The organism is Peribacillus sp. TH16 (assembly GCF_016651095.1).
Lineage (GTDB): Bacteria > Bacillota > Bacilli > Bacillales > DSM-1321 > Peribacillus > Peribacillus butanolivorans.
The window spans coordinates 694,911-712,801 of sequence record NZ_JAEKEM010000009.1; the positions used below are offsets into that span (position 1 = coordinate 694,911).

The 17,891-nt window shown below is 36.4% G+C and carries 15 protein-coding genes, 1 pseudogene and 1 riboswitch; of the genes and pseudogenes, 3 read left to right on the forward strand and 13 right to left on the reverse strand.

Annotated elements, in window-relative coordinates; genetic code table 11:
• Positions 1–6 precede the first annotated feature (6 nt).
• The gene (locus tag JFV29_RS17300) at positions 7–582 is read right to left on the reverse strand and encodes a hypothetical protein (RefSeq protein WP_201185453.1); all 576 of its coding nucleotides are present in this window, start codon (positions 580–582) and stop codon (positions 7–9) included.
• A gap of 145 nt (positions 583–727) precedes the next feature.
• Here JFV29_RS17300 and metA point away from each other — a divergent pair, with 145 nt between their 5' ends.
• Entirely contained in the window at positions 728–1,636 is a 909-nt protein-coding gene (metA, locus tag JFV29_RS17305) for a homoserine O-acetyltransferase MetA (protein WP_201185454.1), read from the forward strand.
• 176 nt (positions 1,637–1,812) lie between these two features.
• On the opposite strand, the gene JFV29_RS17310 is transcribed toward metA, so the two are convergent.
• The 5 genes from JFV29_RS17310 to JFV29_RS17330 form a co-directional block, all read right to left on the reverse strand.
• Positions 1,813–2,508, reverse strand: coding sequence for an AIM24 family protein (locus tag JFV29_RS17310; protein WP_056520866.1), 696 nt, complete (start codon positions 2,506–2,508; stop codon positions 1,813–1,815).
• Positions 2,508–3,203 carry a class I SAM-dependent methyltransferase gene (locus JFV29_RS17315; RefSeq protein WP_201185455.1) on the reverse strand — a complete coding sequence of 232 codons (696 nt, stop codon included), beginning with the start codon at positions 3,201–3,203 and terminating at the stop codon, positions 2,508–2,510. The genes JFV29_RS17310 and JFV29_RS17315 overlap by 1 nt, the downstream gene beginning before the upstream one ends.
• Before the next feature lie 332 nt (positions 3,204–3,535).
• On the reverse strand, positions 3,536–3,964 hold the full coding sequence (gene mntR, locus JFV29_RS17320) for a transcriptional regulator MntR (RefSeq protein WP_053346643.1): 429 nt from the start codon (positions 3,962–3,964) through the stop codon (positions 3,536–3,538).
• Between the two features lie 102 nt (positions 3,965–4,066).
• Positions 4,067–6,241, reverse strand: coding sequence for a DNA topoisomerase III (locus JFV29_RS17325; RefSeq protein WP_201185456.1), 2,175 nt, complete (start codon positions 6,239–6,241; stop codon positions 4,067–4,069).
• Between the two features lie 380 nt (positions 6,242–6,621).
• On the reverse strand, positions 6,622–6,759 hold the full coding sequence (locus tag JFV29_RS17330; protein ID WP_201185457.1) for a hypothetical protein: 138 nt from the start codon (positions 6,757–6,759) through the stop codon (positions 6,622–6,624).
• A 112-nt stretch (positions 6,760–6,871) separates the two neighbouring features.
• Here JFV29_RS17330 and JFV29_RS17335 point away from each other — a divergent pair, with 112 nt between their 5' ends.
• Positions 6,872–7,021 carry a hypothetical protein gene (locus JFV29_RS17335; RefSeq protein WP_201185458.1) on the forward strand — a complete coding sequence of 50 codons (150 nt, stop codon included), beginning with the start codon at positions 6,872–6,874 and terminating at the stop codon, positions 7,019–7,021.
• 108 nt (positions 7,022–7,129) lie between these two features.
• Here the strand turns inward: JFV29_RS17335 and JFV29_RS17340 are convergent, their stop codons facing one another.
• The 7 genes and pseudogenes from JFV29_RS17340 to JFV29_RS17370 form a co-directional block, all read right to left on the reverse strand.
• Positions 7,130–7,273, reverse strand: coding sequence for a hypothetical protein (locus JFV29_RS17340; protein WP_201188178.1), 144 nt, complete (start codon positions 7,271–7,273; stop codon positions 7,130–7,132).
• Between the two features lie 481 nt (positions 7,274–7,754).
• Positions 7,755–8,201: a MaoC/PaaZ C-terminal domain-containing protein gene (locus tag JFV29_RS17345; RefSeq protein ID WP_201187920.1), complete on the reverse strand. Its 447-nt coding sequence runs from the start codon at positions 8,199–8,201 to the stop codon at positions 7,755–7,757.
• Positions 8,202–8,400: 199 nt separating this feature from the next.
• Positions 8,401–9,867 (reverse strand): GntP family permease, encoded by a 1,467-nt coding sequence (locus tag JFV29_RS17350; protein ID WP_201185459.1) that lies wholly within the window; start codon positions 9,865–9,867, stop codon positions 8,401–8,403.
• Positions 9,868–10,014: 147 nt separating this feature from the next.
• A pseudogene (locus tag JFV29_RS17355) lies at positions 10,015–10,402 on the reverse strand (CoA-transferase); the annotation flags it as partial.
• A 61-nt stretch (positions 10,403–10,463) separates the two neighbouring features.
• Complete coding sequence (locus JFV29_RS17360; RefSeq protein ID WP_201185460.1) at positions 10,464–11,258, reverse strand: enoyl-CoA hydratase/isomerase family protein; 795 nt, start codon at positions 11,256–11,258, stop codon at positions 10,464–10,466.
• A 197-nt stretch (positions 11,259–11,455) separates the two neighbouring features.
• Positions 11,456–13,009, reverse strand: coding sequence for an acyl-CoA synthetase (locus JFV29_RS17365; RefSeq protein ID WP_201185462.1), 1,554 nt, complete (start codon positions 13,007–13,009; stop codon positions 11,456–11,458).
• Between the two features lie 395 nt (positions 13,010–13,404).
• Positions 13,405–14,772, reverse strand: a complete 1,368-nt coding sequence (locus JFV29_RS17370) for a sigma-54 interaction domain-containing protein (RefSeq protein WP_201185464.1) — start codon at positions 14,770–14,772, stop codon at positions 13,405–13,407.
• A gap of 1,529 nt (positions 14,773–16,301) precedes the next feature.
• Positions 16,302–16,449: riboswitch (cyclic di-AMP (ydaO/yuaA leader) on the forward strand.
• 168 nt (positions 16,450–16,617) lie between these two features.
• Between JFV29_RS17370 and JFV29_RS17375 the strand changes: the two genes are divergently transcribed.
• Positions 16,618–17,880 carry a cation:dicarboxylate symporter family transporter gene (locus tag JFV29_RS17375; RefSeq protein ID WP_201185466.1) on the forward strand — a complete coding sequence of 421 codons (1,263 nt, stop codon included), beginning with the start codon at positions 16,618–16,620 and terminating at the stop codon, positions 17,878–17,880.
• Positions 17,881–17,891: the final 11 nt, after the last annotated feature.

Sequence of the window (17,891 nt, forward strand, 5' to 3'; positions counted from 1 at the left end):
TTCTTTTTAATTTTTCTCTATCCCCTTGGCTACTTTTAGAGATTGGATCAAATACTCTACCATATCTTCCAAATCTTCCATTTGCTCTTCTTTTACAAGCCTACCAAATGAAACTTTAAACGTAGAAGAATTTACTGGCCGATCTATTTTACTGATCGTTTCGGTGGTCGTCACAGTAATGATTCTTTGCTTCCCCCAAATTTTCTCCAGCCCGATTAAGATATCTTCAACTTCTCCTGCCCCAAGTTTTTCATGAAATGAAATGAATATATTAACCGTACATCCTGCATATGTTTCATTATTATTGAATTCGAGCAACTCCGAACTTAAATTCTCGAGTGAAGCATGTAACTCAATTCCACCAACAACAGAACTAGGTACGATAGGTTCCTTCAATTCCATCTCAATCTTATATGTTCTTGACATTGTTGAGAGATTAACGATCTCATCACGGGCTATGACCAATATATCTCCAACAAAGTCACGATCATAAACTGCCCCTTCTAACACTACTTTCATATTCTCAAATGCTGTGGGATCAAACAATCTCCATACACCTCTCCAACCTCTTAAGTTTTTCAAAAAGAACTATGTATATATCTCCTCCCCATTTTACCATTCTCGAGAATTCGTTAGAGGATTTACAAGAAATTATTAAAATAGCTTTTCTATTTGGAAATTTTCTATATAATTAAAATATTATGATTTTTGAAGAAGGAGGCTAATTATGCCAATCAGAATACCTGAAAAACTGCCAGCTAAGGAAATTTTAGAACAGGAAAATATCTTTGTAATGGATGAGGAAAGGGCAACCAGGCAAGAAATTCGCCCATTAAATATATTGATTTTAAACCTTATGCCTGAGAAAGTAAAAACAGAGGCTCAACTGCTACGCTTTCTTGGCAATACTCCTATTCAGGTAAACATATCATTTCTACGCTTAAGCACACATGAATCGAAAAACACAAGTAAATTTCATTTAGATCAATTTTATAAATCATTTGATGAAATCCGTTCTAAAAAATATGATGGCTTGATTATCACAGGAGCTCCAGTTGAAAAATTGGAATTCGCAGATGTTAATTATTGGAAAGAACTTCAAGATATTATGAACTGGTCAGCCGAAAACGTCACATCTACACTACATATCTGTTGGGGAGCTCAAGCCGCGCTTTACCATCATTATGGAATAGGCAAATACGAACTACCTGAGAAATGCTTTGGCATTTATAAGCATGAAGTACTCGAACCAAATGAAAATCTAGTCCGTGGCTTCGATGACAATTTTATGGCACCTCATTCGCGCCATACTGACATTGACTATCAAAAATTAGTTAATCATCCAGAATTGAAGATTTTAGCTCAGTCCGATCAGGCCGGAGTATTGATTGCCGCCTCTGTTGATGGAAGAAGAATAATGGTTACAGGTCATTTCGAGTATGATGCCGAAACACTCGGTGAAGAGTATAAACGTGATAGGGAACGTGGAATTGATACACAGCTTCCTGAAAACTACTATCCTGACAACGACCCAACTAAAGTACCGCTTCACCGATGGAAAAGTCACTGTAGCCTCATGTTCTCCAACTGGCTGAATTATTATGTCTACCAATTGACCCCTTATGAGTGGGATTGAAAGGGAAAGAAAAAATGAAACTCTCTCATTAAGTGAAGTACTTTTTTTCGGGGAAACCTGCTGAATCTAGTATGGATGAAAAAACCTGAGTCCTTGACTCAGGTTTTTTCATTTTGAAGTTTTTCTGGAATTCTAGTTTAAAAAATTTCTTGTATTTGCTTTATGGTGTTTTTTTATCAAGACTCTTTATTACCAAAATACACCTCTTCAAAAGGTTGGACTACTACAAATCCCTGTCCTTCAAATTTCATCTGAACCGATTCCCCACTTCCTCTTCCAAAAAACGACTTTAATGACACATCGGTTACAAACTCAGGTTGTAGGTCTCCAGACCAAGCGACGGTTGCATTTGGATCCGTATAGACTGGGTTCCCCCTTTCTACCATTAATGTGAGAGGTTCATAATGAGAAGTGAATGCCACCATCCCTTTCCCTTCAAGTCTAACATTGAACAATCCCCCCGCTAGCAAACCGGCAATACGCCGCATCATTTTAATATCCCATTGTATGCTCGGCTCAAAGGCAAGTAAATCGTTACCGTTTACACTAATTGATTCCCCATTCAAATGTAAGATGGAAATCTTCTTCCCTTGATCTGCCACATACAACTTTCCACTTCCAGTCGCTTTCATCAAAGATGCACCCTCACCTGTAAAGGCCTTTTTAAAGAGTTTGCCAAATCCGTGTTCTAATATTCCTTCTCGTTCGAATTTAATATTGCCCCGATAAGAAATCATTGTTCCCATTTTCGCCCAGATTTGTTGTTCAAGATTAATTTCCAAAATTCTTTCCGTTTCAAGTTCAAACAAACCTTGCCCCTTATCCTGCTGTTTCGTTTTTTCTACGAATTGATTGATTTGATATTTTTCCATCACTGATTACCCTCTTTTTGAAGGAGAAACAACCACATAAAAGATACGGCTTGCTTTAAATCCTTTGAAAAGTGACCTAGTTTTGTAAAGTCTACCCCTCTCTTGGCGACGCCGGTATCAGCGACTGCTTTCCATCCGCTTTCCACTGCTATTTTCTCAAACTCCCACGGCTGCATCGTGTTCATGATCACTTTGTCGCCTAATAAACGTTGGAAACTAAACTTTTTACGTGGTTCCGCAGTCGGACCAAGTATTCCAAAACAGGCATAGCCGCCAGGCTTTATTATACGGTGAATTTCCTTCACCACAGTTAATGGTTCACCTGTGTATTCAAGGGAATTAATTACCAATGCCGCATCCATTTCTTCGTCCTTAAATGGAAGACTATAAAAATCACCTTGAATAAATGAAAGTTTAGGCTGATGTACGGTCTTTTCCATTGCAAATTCAATCATGACGTTAGAAAGATCAATTCCAGTTACTTCATAACCCGCTTCAGCAAGTTTAAGAGAACCAACTCCATCTCCACAGCCTATATCAGCTACCTTACTTCCCGTAGGCACATATTGAGAAAAAAACGGGATTATATTTTTTCGACTTCCTGTTTCCCACATTTCTTGCGAATTCTCCACCCACTTAGAAGCAAAGTCATCCCATTTCTTTTCCGATTCTTTATGCCAAGTATGTAAATCCATCCGGCATTCCCCCATTCCATTTAAATCTTTGTTTCATATGAACACATAGAATTGTTAAAGAAATAACAAGGATATACTAACCTCGTTTCTTAACTTTTTTATTACATTACCTAGTATTTAAAAACCCATATCTAACCGTGACTGCTGAGGCTTATTTATAGCTATTCTGCTCTGACTCTAAAAATCCCTTTTTTACCTTTTCCTATTATCCACTTATTGAACATCATTTGTTTAATTAATAGTTAGATTGTTTATTCCGTACAATAATAGCTGACTGTTTTATAAGTAATTTAATTTATAAAAGTCAACAAAAAAAAACTGCCAGTGGCAGCTTATTTTGAGTTCTCTTCGTTTCTTTTTTGTATATTTCTTAAATCCTCGACACGACTAGGAGATTCCTCAAAGAATTCGACAAGATCTCCAATTCGATCGATAGCATTCCAACTAAGGTGATGTTCAATACCTTCAACATCCTGATAGATATTTTCTTCTTTGACCCCAATCAATCTTAGCATCTGTTCTAATAGTTCATGTCGGTATACGAGCCTTTTACCCACTTTTTTCCCATTTGCAGTCAAAACGAGACCACGGTACTTTTCATATATTAAATATTTTTCATGATCTAGTTTTTGAACCATTTTTGTAACTGAAGAGGGATGGACGGAAAGATTTTCTGCAATATCGGAAACCCTGGCATATCCTTTTTCTTCAATAAGTAAATAAATTTGTTCTATGTAATCCTCCATGCTCGGTGTAGGCATTCGGAATCCTCCCATTCAAACGCATATCTAAAAATTTTACTATATAAACGACCCCGAAACAAGAAGATATCGTCTCAGGACGTCTTTTAAAGAAGTTTATTATTAAGTTTGCTTGACGGCTTGTTCTGTTGGAAATGTAAAACTAATCTTCTTTTCAGAATCGGACCAAGATAAAATTGCGTCAAAGGTCTTCTCTCCTTTTTTAAAGCCACTTATTAAATCCGTTTCGCCGCTTGCCAACAACTTTTTTATATTTGCTTGACTGATCTTTTTATTCAGGATTTTTTTGGAGATAGTGAAGTTACACTTGGTTTTCTGATAACTCACACATCCATAAAATTCACCTTTATCGACAATCTTCGAACCGCATAACTTGCAGCTGCCTACAGATGCAGTATTTCTTTTTTTAGAACCGCTCCGTTGAATTGATTCAGTATCCAGTCCTTGGAAATCCCAGTTTTCCGATGATTCAACTGCATCACTGATAATTTTAGCCGACATCTTCTTAACAGCTTCCATAAATTCACCAGCGGAAGCCTTTCCTTCCCCGATTTCCCTTAAGCGCTGTTCCCATTTAGCCGTCATTTCAGGTGAAGCCAGAATTTTTTCTCCGATGGCAGTAATCAGTACTTTCCCTTTATCTGTCGCAAATACCTGATTTTTTTTAACATCAATATATTTACGGTCTTTCAGCATAGTTATAATGCCTGCACGAGTAGCTTCAGTTCCAAGTCCTTCTGCTTTCATCAAAACCTTTTCTAGCTCTTCATTATCCAGATGTTTTCCGGCAGTTTTCATCAATGTAATCAACTGACCCTCTGTATAGCGCTTAGGAGGCTGGGTTTTTCCTTCTTTCACTTTTACACTGGCTACCTGTCCAGAATCCCCTTTTTTGACGGGGGGCAAAATGATATCGTCATCATCCTTATCATTTTGGAAAATCACCTTGCGCCATCCCTCTTGGATTTGCTGCTTGCCTTTCGAAATGAACTCGGCCCGCTTATCGACAAGCGTTTTAATTGTTGTATAATCGAAAATCGCCTTCTCATAATGAGCCGCAATCAGGCGGCGTACCACCAAGTCATAGATATTGCGTTCTTCAGCGGAAAGGCGCTTTGGATCTGTGACCTGCTCAGTTGGGATAATTGCATAGTGATCAGTCACTTTTTTTTCATTTACAAACCGTTTATTATTTATGATGCTTGATTGAGGCAACGGAAACAGGGATTCATACTCTGAAAACCTGCTTATTTTTTGCAAAATATCGGGAAATGTCTCGGCTTCCCCCTCTGTAACATAATTGGAGTCAGAACGCGGGTAAGAAACAATCCCTTTTTGATATAGACTTTGAACAATATCCAGCGTCATTTTCGGTGAATATTTATAAATCTTATTCACGGTTGCCTGTAAAGAAGATAGATTAAATAATAAAGGTGGCTGAAATTCTTTTCTTTCTGTATCCATTTCTGCAATTTCAGCTTCTTTACCCTTGCAAAAGGCGGCAATTTTTTCAGCAAGTTCTTTTGTTTTAATCCTCGGATCGTTGTTCTGCTGCCACTTTCCTTGATATTTATTTCCATCCATCTTGAAGTCAGCAAATACTTCCCAAAACGGTTCAGATTTGAACTGTTCAATTTCCATTTCCCTTTTTACTATCAAAGCGAGGGTAGGCGTCTGAACCCTGCCAGCTGAAAATACATCCGACACCCCTCTTTGTTTCAATAAAATGCTATAAGCTCTAGAAGCATTCATACCAACAACCCAGTCTGCACAAGCTCTCGTATATGCTTCATAATAAAGTGGCCTTGTTTTTTCTTCGCTAATCAGATTTTGGAAACCTTCATAAATGGCTTTCGGAGTCAAAGAGGAAATCCATAAACGTTTCATCGGTTTTTTGACGCTGCATAGATTGACGATATTGCGTACAATCAATTCTCCTTCACGACCGGCATCGCCAGCATGAATAATTTCATCCACATCCGACTTCCTAAGCAAAGTTTTCACAACATTGAATTGCTTTGCCTTTTGTCGAGTCACTTCATATTGGAATTTCTCAGGAATCATCGGCAATGTATCAATCGACCATTTTTTCCATTTTGAATGATACGTTTCCGGTGAAACTAGTTGACATAAATGCCCGACTGCCCATGTTACATAAGCACCATCCGGAAAAAGTTCATTCGGCAAAATTTCTATATAGCCTTGCTGTTTCTTCGTTTTAAATTGACCTGCTAACGTTGAACCTTGATCTGGTTTCTCCGCAATGATTAGCTTCATATTTTCGTCACCTAATCCGTTAAAAAATATCTTTCTTTATTATTATACCTTAAATATATATATCGGCTAGATTTGAGTTAGTTTTTACAGAACTGCTCCTGTGACGGGATAGAATAATTACTTAACGCCGGTGGAGAATGGGATTTTCATGCATATGATAAGGCCCGTCCAAATATAAGCAGATTAATATGCAAAAAAAAGCTACACTAGATGATTAGTTTTTCTTTTGACAATTCAGCTAAACTAGAATTTCTTGTCCATATTTTTTAAAAATTATGGATGTTTTGTAGTGTGATATGCTTTTCTTTATTTCTCTTTCCAATAAGAGTCCCCTTCTTGTAGAATGGGTTATCCGGATTTAATATAAGTTGAGTCGCAATTCAAAAAGAGCAGCCGTCAACGGTTCTGCTCTTTTTGAACCATTCGCAAACCGATAGAAATGGTTTCTTAGCTTCTTCTGTTTTCATTTTGCCTTTATTCAGATCCCCTATTTCTAATCCATACCATCCTTTTTCCATAAAACCGCCTCATACTATGTAAAATATGGTATAATTCCCTTATGTAACTAACCGGGTGGGAGGTTGCCTTCCCCCTATCTCTTTTATCTAAGAGAGAAGGGAGGTGACCGCAATGGATCTTCTAATAGACGTACTAGTGGAAGTTGCCAATTCGACAGTTGTATATTTATTTAGCTTCCTTCCTGCTAAAAAAGTCAAAAAGAAAACCACCCGTTCTACATCCAAACAGCACGGGAGGCCTTCTAAGAAGCGTAAGATTTAGGAGCAACCGACCACTTTGGATTGGTTACTAAGCGAGATGTTAGCGCATCTCGTCTTTTTTATATATTCCACATTATAACATAAATATACTAAAAAGATAAAAAAGAAACTACTTTCCCTTCGATAGTTCTTGCTTTATTTTACTCCGGTTATATGATCCTTTGCCTTTCTTATTCAAAATCACACGAGTTGAGGCATCAAATCCCCAACTTAATCTACTATTGGTCATTTCACCGATTGTTTTCTTTCTCATATACATACCTGCTTTCTTTGAGACTTTCTTAGACCGCTACATTATTTCACAAGGAGAAGTGTTTTGGTTTTGGCCTATTTACACAGCTGTAACAAAGAGAATAGATAAAGAGCGATTGCTAATTAAATGCAGTCGCTCTTATTTTGATTATTATGTTATTCCCGTTTCTTCTGCCTACCGCCACGTTTAATTTCTGTGCTAAGTTTTGGGGTAATACTTTTACTTCGAATTTCCTCTTATAACCATAAGCTAATTCGATAGATTTGATCAATGATAGTGATTGTATTCCAAAGCACGTTTTAAGTATTAATTACAGCTACTTCAACGGCTCCCTAATTTGAGCAAGAATTATTTAAATGGCTCTTAAATCTATAAACTATGTCATCTAGACATACTTTTTAGAACAAACGCCATCTGGATTCAGGTTTGATTTGCACCTGCTCAAATATTTAATTTTGTCGCATTATAAATTAAGTGATTACTATATTTTTACATGGGTATTAGAATTGACCATAATTTTCATATTGGCTATGGCTACAGTTTCTCCGTTTTGTTTTTTTATTTCTTGGGTGACTGTTACAACACCTTGATAGCCTTTTTCAAAAAGGTCAATCACCTTTAATTCTACATGTATCGTGTCCCCAATAAAGGTAGGGTTTGTAAATCGAACCTTCTCCAATCCATAAAATGCAACGACGATTCCTGGTTCAAATTGAAATAAGCCGGTTGCAGCCGAAAGTATAAGCATTCCGTGTGCTATCCGCTGCTTATACTGTGTATTTGCTGCATACTCCTTATCAGTATGGAGGGGAAACCAGTCACCGCTAAATGCAGAAAACATTACTAGATCTGCCTCGGTTATAGTACGTCCTTTCGACACCCATGTTTCTCCGATTTCATATTGATGGAAATATTTATTAAACATTATTTCATTCTCCTTTTTTTAGGCTTGAAAAAAGTAGGCAGAAATTTCAGATATTTAATACTATAGACTAAATAATTTAGTGATAGTTCTTAAAATCAACACCTATAAAAAATGTTTTTCATATAGAAGACGTACTATTCCATGTAAATAGCGTTTAAAGCTAGAAATCGAAATGTATTTTCCTATGCTCACCGGCAAATATTTAAACGATAGCAAACAAGCTGAATATACCAATTACAAAGAATACAGCAAGTGTCTTTATAATGGTAATAACAAAAATGTCTTTATATGCCTGGCGATGAGTGAGTCCCGTAACTGCTAGAAGAGTTATTATAGCTCCGTTATGTGGCAAAGTATCAAATCCACCTGCAGACATAGCAATGACACGATGTAAAACTTCCAACGGAATGTCAAAATGAGCAGCTGTTTGTATATACGTATCCGCCATTAAGCTCAACGTAATGCTCATCCCACCAGATCCTGAACCAGTAATGCCGCACAAAACATTTGTCATGATCGCCCCATTAATTAAAGGGTTCGAAAACATTCCAGTAAGATAATCTTGTATCACAGTAAAGCCGGGTAAAGCTGCAATCACACCCCCAAAACCATATTCGGTTGCCGTATTCATGGTTGCAAGCAATGCCCCACTAATCCCTATATTAATACTTGATTGGAAATTTAATTTGACAGCTTTAAAGTTTAATAAGACGGTTGCTATTATCCCGAGAATAAGAGCCATCTCTACAGACCAAACACCAATAACTTTAGACATATCAACATTTCCATAATCTTTTAACCCAATAGTAGCAAAATCGAATCCTTTGGCATACCAAAGAGGAAAAGACTCAGTAAAAAACTTATTCATCACTCCAACTAACACCAACGGAATAAAAGCAAGCCAGTCTTTTCTACTTATGGCTTTTTCAGAATCCATTCCCAACTTATTAGTCGTTTCCACCGATATAGCAGAACTAGCTGCCATTTCTGCTTCAGCAGCTTCCCTATCAATAGCTTTATCACCAATTCCAAAATACCCTTCACCATTTCTAGCTGCCTTATGTCGACAATGATTTAAGTATAAAAGGCTCAAGGAAATGATAAATATTGCCCCAATAATTCCTAGTGTCGGTGCAGCATAGATGTCAGTTTTAAAGAATCCCGTTGGAATGACATTCTGAATTTGTGGAGACCCTGGAAGTGAATCCATGGAAAAGGTAAAAGCACTAACTGCAATTGTCGCAGGAATTAAACGCTTTGGAATATTAGCTTCGCGAAATAGCTGAGCAGCAAATGGATAAATGGCAAACACTGCAACAAACAAACTAACTCCGCTATAAGTCAGGATTGCGCCCATTATCACAATGGCTAGAATGGCTTGTTTAGCCCCGATAAAACGGACAATAATTTTAGCTATGCTCTTTGCAACACCGCTTATTTCAACCAATTTCCCAAAAATAGCACCTAGTAGAAAAACCGGGAAATATAATTTAACAAATTCAACCAACTTAACCATAAATATATTAGAGAAGAAAGGTAAAACATGTCCAGGATCCGTTAAAAATACAGCAAACAAAGCACACAATGGTGCAAAAAGTATAACAGAAAATCCTCGATATGCTAGAAACATAAGTAATCCTAGTGAAATAATAATAATCATTACATCCATATTGATTCCCCCTTTTTCTCAAAGTATAATATGTTATCATTTGTTGCTGGTTTGAATCCATTGCCCCCAAGACTTCTTCGGCATTAAAGTTCACTTTTCTTGTCTACAGAACTCTAATTATTTTCCCGAATAAATCCATTGTTTCTTTTAAACGTCATTTCTTTGAGTTTTGTGTGTACATCTAAAGATTTGTTCGACTGTGAATCCTTTTGCGACTTCTATTAGTTTCAAGCCCTTTTCTGTAACGTCCTTTACCGCAAGATCCGTGATGATATGTTCAACCACGCTTTTTCCTGTGAGCGTAGGGTGCACTCTTTCAGAATTTTGGATTCGCCATGTTTATTAACGTGTTCCATAATCACAATTGTTTTGCGTGCACCATGGACAAGGTCCTTCGCTCCGCCCATTCCTTTCACCATTTTCCCTGGAATCACCCAGTTAGCCAAATCACCATTATGGGGCACTTCCATTCCTCCTAAAATGCAACATCAATATGCCCTCCGCGAATCATGGCGAAAGATTCAGCACTATAGAACTAGACGGACCCCGAGGAACTTTTTCAAAAATTGACTTGACTCTGGTTTTGTCATGAGCGATTACTGATCAACGAAATTTGGCTCTCTTTTATTAATAAAGGCTTCAACGCCTTCCTTAACGTCCTTAGTCTGAAAAACATGACCAAAATTTTCAGCTTCAATCACGAGTCCATCTTCAAGTGTTTGTTCATAACCATAATCAATAGAATGCTTTGCAAAAGTTAAAGATTGTAAAGAATAATTGCAAATACATTTTGCAATTTCCATTGCTTTTTCTAAAGATTCCCCCTTTGGCACAACATGATTAACAAGCCCTATTTGTTTTGCCTCTTCTGCATTCAGTGGCTCTCCAGTAAAGATCATTTCTTTTGCTTTGGCTTTACCTATCAGTCTAGGAAGTCTTTGAGTTCCCCCTGCCCCTGGAAACAAACCCAATTTAATTTCAGGAAGCCCAATCCTAATTTGTTCCTCTGCAATTCGAATATCACAACTTAAGGCAAGTTCACATCCTCCACCTAATGCTAATCCGTTGATTGCAGCAATAGTTGGTCGAGATAAACGTTCAATTTTATTAAGTGGTTCCTGAAGCCAAAGTGATTTCCCCTTTCCTTCTTCCACTCCTTTTCCAATCCATGCTGGAAATTCTTTAATATCCCCTCCAGCAACAAAAGCTCTTTCGCCTTCACCAGTAAGGATAATGACCTTAACCTTGTAATCGCTTTCAATTTCATCTACCACAAGATTCAATTGTTCTATAACATCTGCGCTTAATACATTAACAGGTGGATTATCAATAATAATCGTTGCAATATTACTCTGTTTTGACCATGAAACAACTTGATCCTTATTCTTCATCGGCTTTCCTCCTCAACCTAAAGTGTACTTGTGGGTTCCAGATGCTCTGGCATTATTGAAAAACGTGCATCAGTGAGTAAACCCAGATATCTATGTTAGAATCCTTTATGGTTATGTGCATGTTTAAAACAAAGTGAAATAATGTATTCACAAAACCTTTTTATAGTACCTTTTTTAACCTTCGAGAAATTCCTTATTTATTCCATACCACTAAACTGTTTTCGAAGAATAAACTTTTGAACCTTACCGGATGGGGTACGTGGTATTTCATCAACAAATGTGACCTTTCTAGGTTTTTTGTAGCTAGCAAGATGTTCCTTACAGTAATTAACAACATCTTCCTCCGTAAGTTTGGCTCCTTCTTTTTTAACAATAACAGCACATACAGCCTCAATGTATTTCGGATCAGGAATACCAATTATAGAAACTTCCTTCACTTCATCATGGCGGTATAAGACATCTTCAATTTCCGCAGAGTAAATGTTTTCACCACCGCTCCGAATCATATCTTTTTTTCTGCCTGCAATTGATAGATACCCATCATGATCGAATTTTCCCATGTCTCCTGTTTTACACCACCCATTCACAAATGTTTCCATTGTGGCATCAGGTTTTCTCCAATAACCCTCAGAAACCGCTGGACTTTTAATAGCGATTTCACCAATTTCACCAACAGGCAAAGGCGTTCCATCCTCATCGATAATATTAATTTCTGTAAGTGGCATTGGCTTTCCAACGGTATGGCCTTTTGTAAAAGCATCCTGTGGTTCAAGCGAAGCCGCAATTGGTTGTCCTTCAGTTAACCCGTAAACTTGAACAACTCCAATTTGAGGAAACCTCTTTTTTAATTGTTCCAGTGCCCATGGCATTAGCGGGTCACCACCTGTATAAATAGTTTTTAAAGATTTTAGCTGATACTCTTCAATTTCAGGCAGATTTAGCATTTCATAAATCATAAAAGGGAATAAAAAAGAATCGGTCACACTTTCCTGTTCAATAACGGAAAGAATTCTTCCAATCTCGAATTCTTGGCTTTTTGTAATTATTACGCTTCCACCCATCATAAGAGTAGGAAGTGCGATATCTTCCATCGCTCCAACATGGTATAGTGGTCCTGTCGTCATGGCAACTTCTCGCCCTGTAAATTTCCATTTCAGCGCTTGTATCGTGGAAAACCAGAAAGTTGTATCATGAGTCCAAATTGCACCTTTAGGTCTTCCCGTTGTGCCTGATGTGTACATCAGCATGACCGGATCGTTTAATTTAATGTTATCGACTTTGACCTCATCTACCGAACCACTTTCTAAAACACTCCATGACTCAGACCAACCTGGGATTGAGCCATTTCTATGAGGTAGACAAAAATAACGCTCAACAGAAACATGATTACAAACTGATTCCAGATGATTGGCTAAGTTCGAATGGAAGCACAATATTCTTGTCTGTGAATCATTTAATGCATACTCAAGCTCAGCACTTGAAAGCCTAAAATTAAGTCGAACTGCAATTGCACCGATTTTCGCAATGGCAAAATATAGACTAAAATATTCGAGGCAGTTGTAAAGTAAAATACCGACACGATCCCCTTTTCGAACGCCAAATTCGTAAAGCTTGTTTGCATACGCATTTGATAAATGGTGGAGATCGATGTACGTCAATGACCTTCCTACTTCTTCTTTTATTGCTATTTTTCTAGGATTTATATTATTTAAATCATTTGCCATTTTTCTTGTGATAAAACCAACATCCAATGAAAATCCTCCTTTTCAAGGTAAGCAGATTCAAAATTCAATACTGTTCAAAATAATTCTCAATCTTTCTAAACAAGGCCCAATTTCTTTCCTCCTTTCTTCTAATTTTGGTTGCAAGATTCATTCCAAAACGGAAAAACCCTATACTGACTTACTTTTCTTAATTATCGAGGAATATCCAAATATTTATTTTCTGATTTTTCAGAAAATAAATAAAAAAATCAACTTATGTTAGATCAGTTGATTTTTTATTCTTCAGTTTTCATAATTTATATAATAATTAATCTGTTCTATAGCCTTTTTTCTCCTTTAATGTGAACTATATCTACACTAATACGGAAATTATAATATAAATCCGGGATTTCGGAATGCATTCTGAAATCCCGGATTTATATTTATTGGTCAGAAATTTGATATTTTTTAATTTTATCGTAAAGGGTAGAATTCCCTATTCCAAGAGCTTCCGCAACCCGTTTTTTATCAAACTTAAACCTCCTTAACGCTCTTTCTATTGTCTTCTTTTCTGTTTCCTCTACACTATCCTTTAAACTTACTTCTTTCCTATTCACCTTATGACGTTTTAGATAATCAGGTAAAGCATCTTTTCCCATTACCTCGTCATTTGATAGGTGAACACCTGCATCAATTACATTCTCTAGTTCTCTGACATTCCCTGGCCAGTTATATTGCTCTATTAATGAAAGCACCTCAGGGTGTATAGAGGTTACTCGTTTTCCTATTCGGGCTGTGACTTTTTTTAAAAAATAATCTACAAGTAAAGAGATATCTTCGATTCTATCACTTAAAGGAGGAACAAATAATTGGACAGCATTAATTCTATAAAATAGGTCTTCACGAAATAGCTTTTCTTCAACCAATTTTTCTAAAGGGCGATTTGTTGCAGCAATCACTCGAACATTAAGTTTTTTTGGGTAAAGCGAACCTACAGGCTCAAATTCTTTCTCCTGAAGGACCCTTAATAACTTGACTTGCATTTGCTGAGGCATATCACCAATTTCGTCAAGGAAAACAGTTCCACCATCAGCAAATTGAAACTTTCCAATTTTACCTCCCTTTTTTGCCCCTGTAAAGGCACCATCTTCATACCCGAAAAGTTCAGATTCTAACAAGTGTTCCGGAATTGAACTACAATTTATTTTCACTAGTGGTTTGTCGCTTCTCCCACTTAACTGATGAATGCTATGTGCTATTATTTCCTTGCCTGTACCGCTTTCTCCTCTAATTAGTACAGAGATATCACCTCTAGCCACCCTTTTCACACGTTCTTTTAACTGTTGTATTTTTTGTGAATTTCCAATTAAATTGTGTAAGGAATACTTTACTCCATTTGTAACATCACTTTCATTTCTGTAAAAATTATGTTTTGTCAGTATCTCCTTAATGTGGCTATTCATTTTATTCCAGTCATCAAGATCACGAAACATTATTGTCCCAATCGCACCAATTATTTCCTCATTTTCGATGATAGGAATGCGATTAGCGATAACAAAATCACCACGAAGAAAATGTATATCAGCGATTTCCGATTTACCTATTTGCACTACTAGGTGTAGCCTTGTATTTTCAATTATATTCGTCACATGTTCACCAATCACTGAGTCGCGTTCAACATTTAAAAATTCACAATATTTATTGCTAATATATTGAATTTCCCCATTACTATCGACAATTACAATTCCATAATATGTACTTTCAAATACCATATCTAATAGTTTATTATTGGAGAATTGTCCAGTCTTCATCATAAGTCTCCTTTACCTAGAATCCTTTACCATATAATACCACGCATTATATTCAATACATATTTACGAAGTGAAAATGTTTCAAAAAAGACTGCGAAATAAAGTCTTCATTAAAAAGAAATCGATGGAGATATTTTATACCCTCACTAGCGTAATCAATCGGATTATAACGATCTGAGTATGCCATTTCCGAAAAATAAATAAGTATACTAAAAGACTTTAATCCTTCCAGTTTATATTTTAGGGAAGCCATACTCTAATATGTTTGTCAAATAGGTTTGGAAAATGAGATCACATACGTAAATAATCAAAAGACCTATTTAGTATTTGAAACAGAGTAATAAGCCAAAAAAAGGATAATGGTAAAAAACTATTCTTTTTTTTCGTGGTTATCCTCTGCTTTCTCTCATAAATGAAAGTTTACGCTGCTGTCCCGATACTTGAATAGAAAAAAGCTCTGTAAAGGTTCCTCTTAACAGAGCTTACCGACATATTAAAGTATTTTTACCAAGTCTTTTCTAGCACTCAAGCAAATACTCTCACCTAGATAATCCATTTGCTCCTCATCAGATAGGTTAACAACAATCTCCTGAGAGCCTGATACACACTATACCACTCTTTTTGAACCAACAAAATGGACCTTTTTTAATTTAGCCTCAAACGTAATTCTATTAGGCTGAAAGCGACTTTGGGTAATGTTTAAGTGTCGAAGATGATACTCAGTTACTCCCTTGTTTTGAAAAAACTTTAGAGCATACTCATGTAAATTCCTCCCTAAATCAGCTCGACGTTTTTCAGGAATTAGATAATAGATTTAGATAATAGATTTACATAACCAATCTCATTGCCTCTGACTGTCGTATTGTAAGCTTCAATTGACCAATTGGTATGCCATTTTCTACCACTATCACAAAATCATCGGGTATTTTCCAAGGAATAAACTTTAACACACTGTAAGTCTAAATTACACGATAGAAGAAAAAAATGAAAAAAGGGAACTGTTATGGCTGAAAATCAATCAAGTTTACCTTGAAAAATGTAGGAACTATCCGATATATAAAAATAATTAAGTGTTTATATTGAGAACAATAATGGTGGTGTGTACTCAGTATAGAAATTATCGAAAAATGTCGAAAAAAGTCTTATACTCCCGAATTTCCTTTAAATAATTATTGTAAGCGCTTCATTTTAATGTTACATTATTGATTCATCCCTTAAAAATAAGGAAGAAAGGAAGTATTTTATAATCACTGAATAGAACTACATAGATTAAAAAAGGAGGATGAAATTGGTAAAAGAGGAAGCGTAAATGGGGATTTACACCACATACATATCTCAAAGATTACCAAACTTTATATCAAACTTGCGATTTTAAAAAGATTTTAAATGTCTCATGTATTAATATCATTTGAATCATCGTATTTTCAATGAGCCCACTCTAAAAAAGAGGATGAATTTTTATAATCGTAGAGAAAGATGGCGTGCCCCTAAATCCTATAATAAATATTTACAGATTAATATTTTTATTATAAGTTGGTTCTCTTAATCTTATTAATAGAACGGGGAAACCATTTTGCTGATATTTTCCGCTAGGGGTGAATTCAGAGATGATAGGGTATTTGTGTTTCCAATTCCTAACCCGACAGCTAACCTCGTCAGAGTCTAAAGGGAACATGTATGAATAGTCAAGCCAATAGGAATCGACAAATGAAGTGTCTTTTCTTTCGGTATAAAGACAGAATTTTCAAAAAAATAAAATTCACTTTCTTTCTATTTAATAACTTGTATCCCTTACGAGACAAAATGTTTTTACATCAAAGAACTTATGGAATGTGAGGAAAGTAAATGAAGAAAATTAAATTAAGTTTAGCTAGCCAAATATTCATTGGATTAATTCTAGGGATTATTGTTGGTGCCATTTTTTATGGTAATGAGACTGCCCAAGGCTATTTACAACCATTGGGAGATATGTTCTTACGCATGATTAAAATGATTGTTGTACCAATCATTGTTTCAAGTCTGATTGTTGCCGTTGCAGGGGTAGGCGATTTGAAATCAGTAGGTAAAATTGGTGCCAAATCACTTTTATACTTTGTGGTAGTAACGCAAATAGCAATTCTTGTTGGTCTGGTTTCCGCTAATTTACTTCAGCCGGGCGCTGGTATAAACATGAACCAGCTTGAACAAACAGATATATCCAGTTATGTAGATACAGCAGAAACTAAGCAGCATGAATCTTTTGTAGATACAATTGTTCACATCGTACCATCGAATCCGATTAAAGCGATGGTAGAAGGCGATATGCTAGCCATTATTTTCTTCTCTGTATTATTTGGCGTTAGTATTGCCGCAATTGGAGAAAAAGGTAAACCGGTATTTCGATTCTTCCAAGGTACGGCAGAAGGGATGTTCTACTTAACCAACTTGATTATGAAATTCGCTCCAGTCGGTGTATTTGCACTAATAGGGGTAACAATCTCTAAATTCGGTTTGGCGTCATTAATTCCTTTAGGTAAGTTAGCGCTTTCAGTATATGGAACAATGCTTTTCTTTGTACTTGTCGTTCTTGGAATTATTGCTAAAGTAGTAGGGTTTGGTATTTTTAAATTGATTAAGCTTCTAAAAGAAGAGTTAATTTTAGCATTTTCAACAGCTAGTTCGGAATCCGTCCTCCCAAAAATCATGGAAAAAATGGAGAAGGCCGGATGTCCAAAACATATTGCATCATTCGTAATTCCGACAGGCTACTCTTTCAACCTTGATGGTTCTACGTTATATCAAGCATTAGCAGCCATTTTCATTGCTCAAATGTATGGAATTGATTTGAGCATCATGCAGCAAATTACCTTAATGCTAGTGTTGATGATTACATCTAAAGGAATTGCAGGTGTACCAGGTGTCTCCTTCGTCGTCCTTTTGGCAACACTAGGCACCGTCGGTATTCCAATTGAAGGCTTAGCATTTATTGCTGGTATTGACCGTATTCTTGATATGGGTCGTACGGCAGTGAATGTTGTAGGTAATGCACTTGCAGCAATCGTTATTTCTAAATGGGAAGGTCAATTCCACCCTCCTGCCAATAATAAAAATCTAGAACAAGTATCTTAATATTAAAATCC

Coding starts and splice junctions, on each gene's coding strand:
- JFV29_RS17375 (WP_201185466.1), top strand. CDS start 16,618: ATGAAGAAAATTAAATTAAGTTTAGCTAGCCAAATATTCATTGGATTA.
- mntR (WP_053346643.1), bottom strand. CDS start 3,964: ATGCCTACACCGAGCATGGAGGATTACATAGAACAAATTTATTTACTT.
- metA (WP_201185454.1), top strand. CDS start 728: ATGCCAATCAGAATACCTGAAAAACTGCCAGCTAAGGAAATTTTAGAA.
- JFV29_RS17335 (WP_201185458.1), top strand. CDS start 6,872: ATGGATCTTCTAATAGACGTACTAGTGGAAGTTGCCAATTCGACAGTT.
- JFV29_RS17340 (WP_201188178.1), bottom strand. CDS start 7,273: ATGAGAAAGAAAACAATCGGTGAAATGACCAATAGTAGATTAAGTTGG.
- JFV29_RS17370 (WP_201185464.1), bottom strand. CDS start 14,772: ATGAAGACTGGACAATTCTCCAATAATAAACTATTAGATATGGTATTT.
- JFV29_RS17330 (WP_201185457.1), bottom strand. CDS start 6,759: ATGGAAAAAGGATGGTATGGATTAGAAATAGGGGATCTGAATAAAGGC.
- JFV29_RS17360 (WP_201185460.1), bottom strand. CDS start 11,258: ATGAAGAATAAGGATCAAGTTGTTTCATGGTCAAAACAGAGTAATATT.
- JFV29_RS17310 (WP_056520866.1), bottom strand. CDS start 2,508: ATGGAAAAATATCAAATCAATCAATTCGTAGAAAAAACGAAACAGCAG.
- JFV29_RS17315 (WP_201185455.1), bottom strand. CDS start 3,203: ATGGATTTACATACTTGGCATAAAGAATCGGAAAAGAAATGGGATGAC.
- JFV29_RS17350 (WP_201185459.1), bottom strand. CDS start 9,867: ATGGATGTAATGATTATTATTATTTCACTAGGATTACTTATGTTTCTA.
- JFV29_RS17325 (WP_201185456.1), bottom strand. CDS start 6,241: ATGAAGCTAATCATTGCGGAGAAACCAGATCAAGGTTCAACGTTAGCA.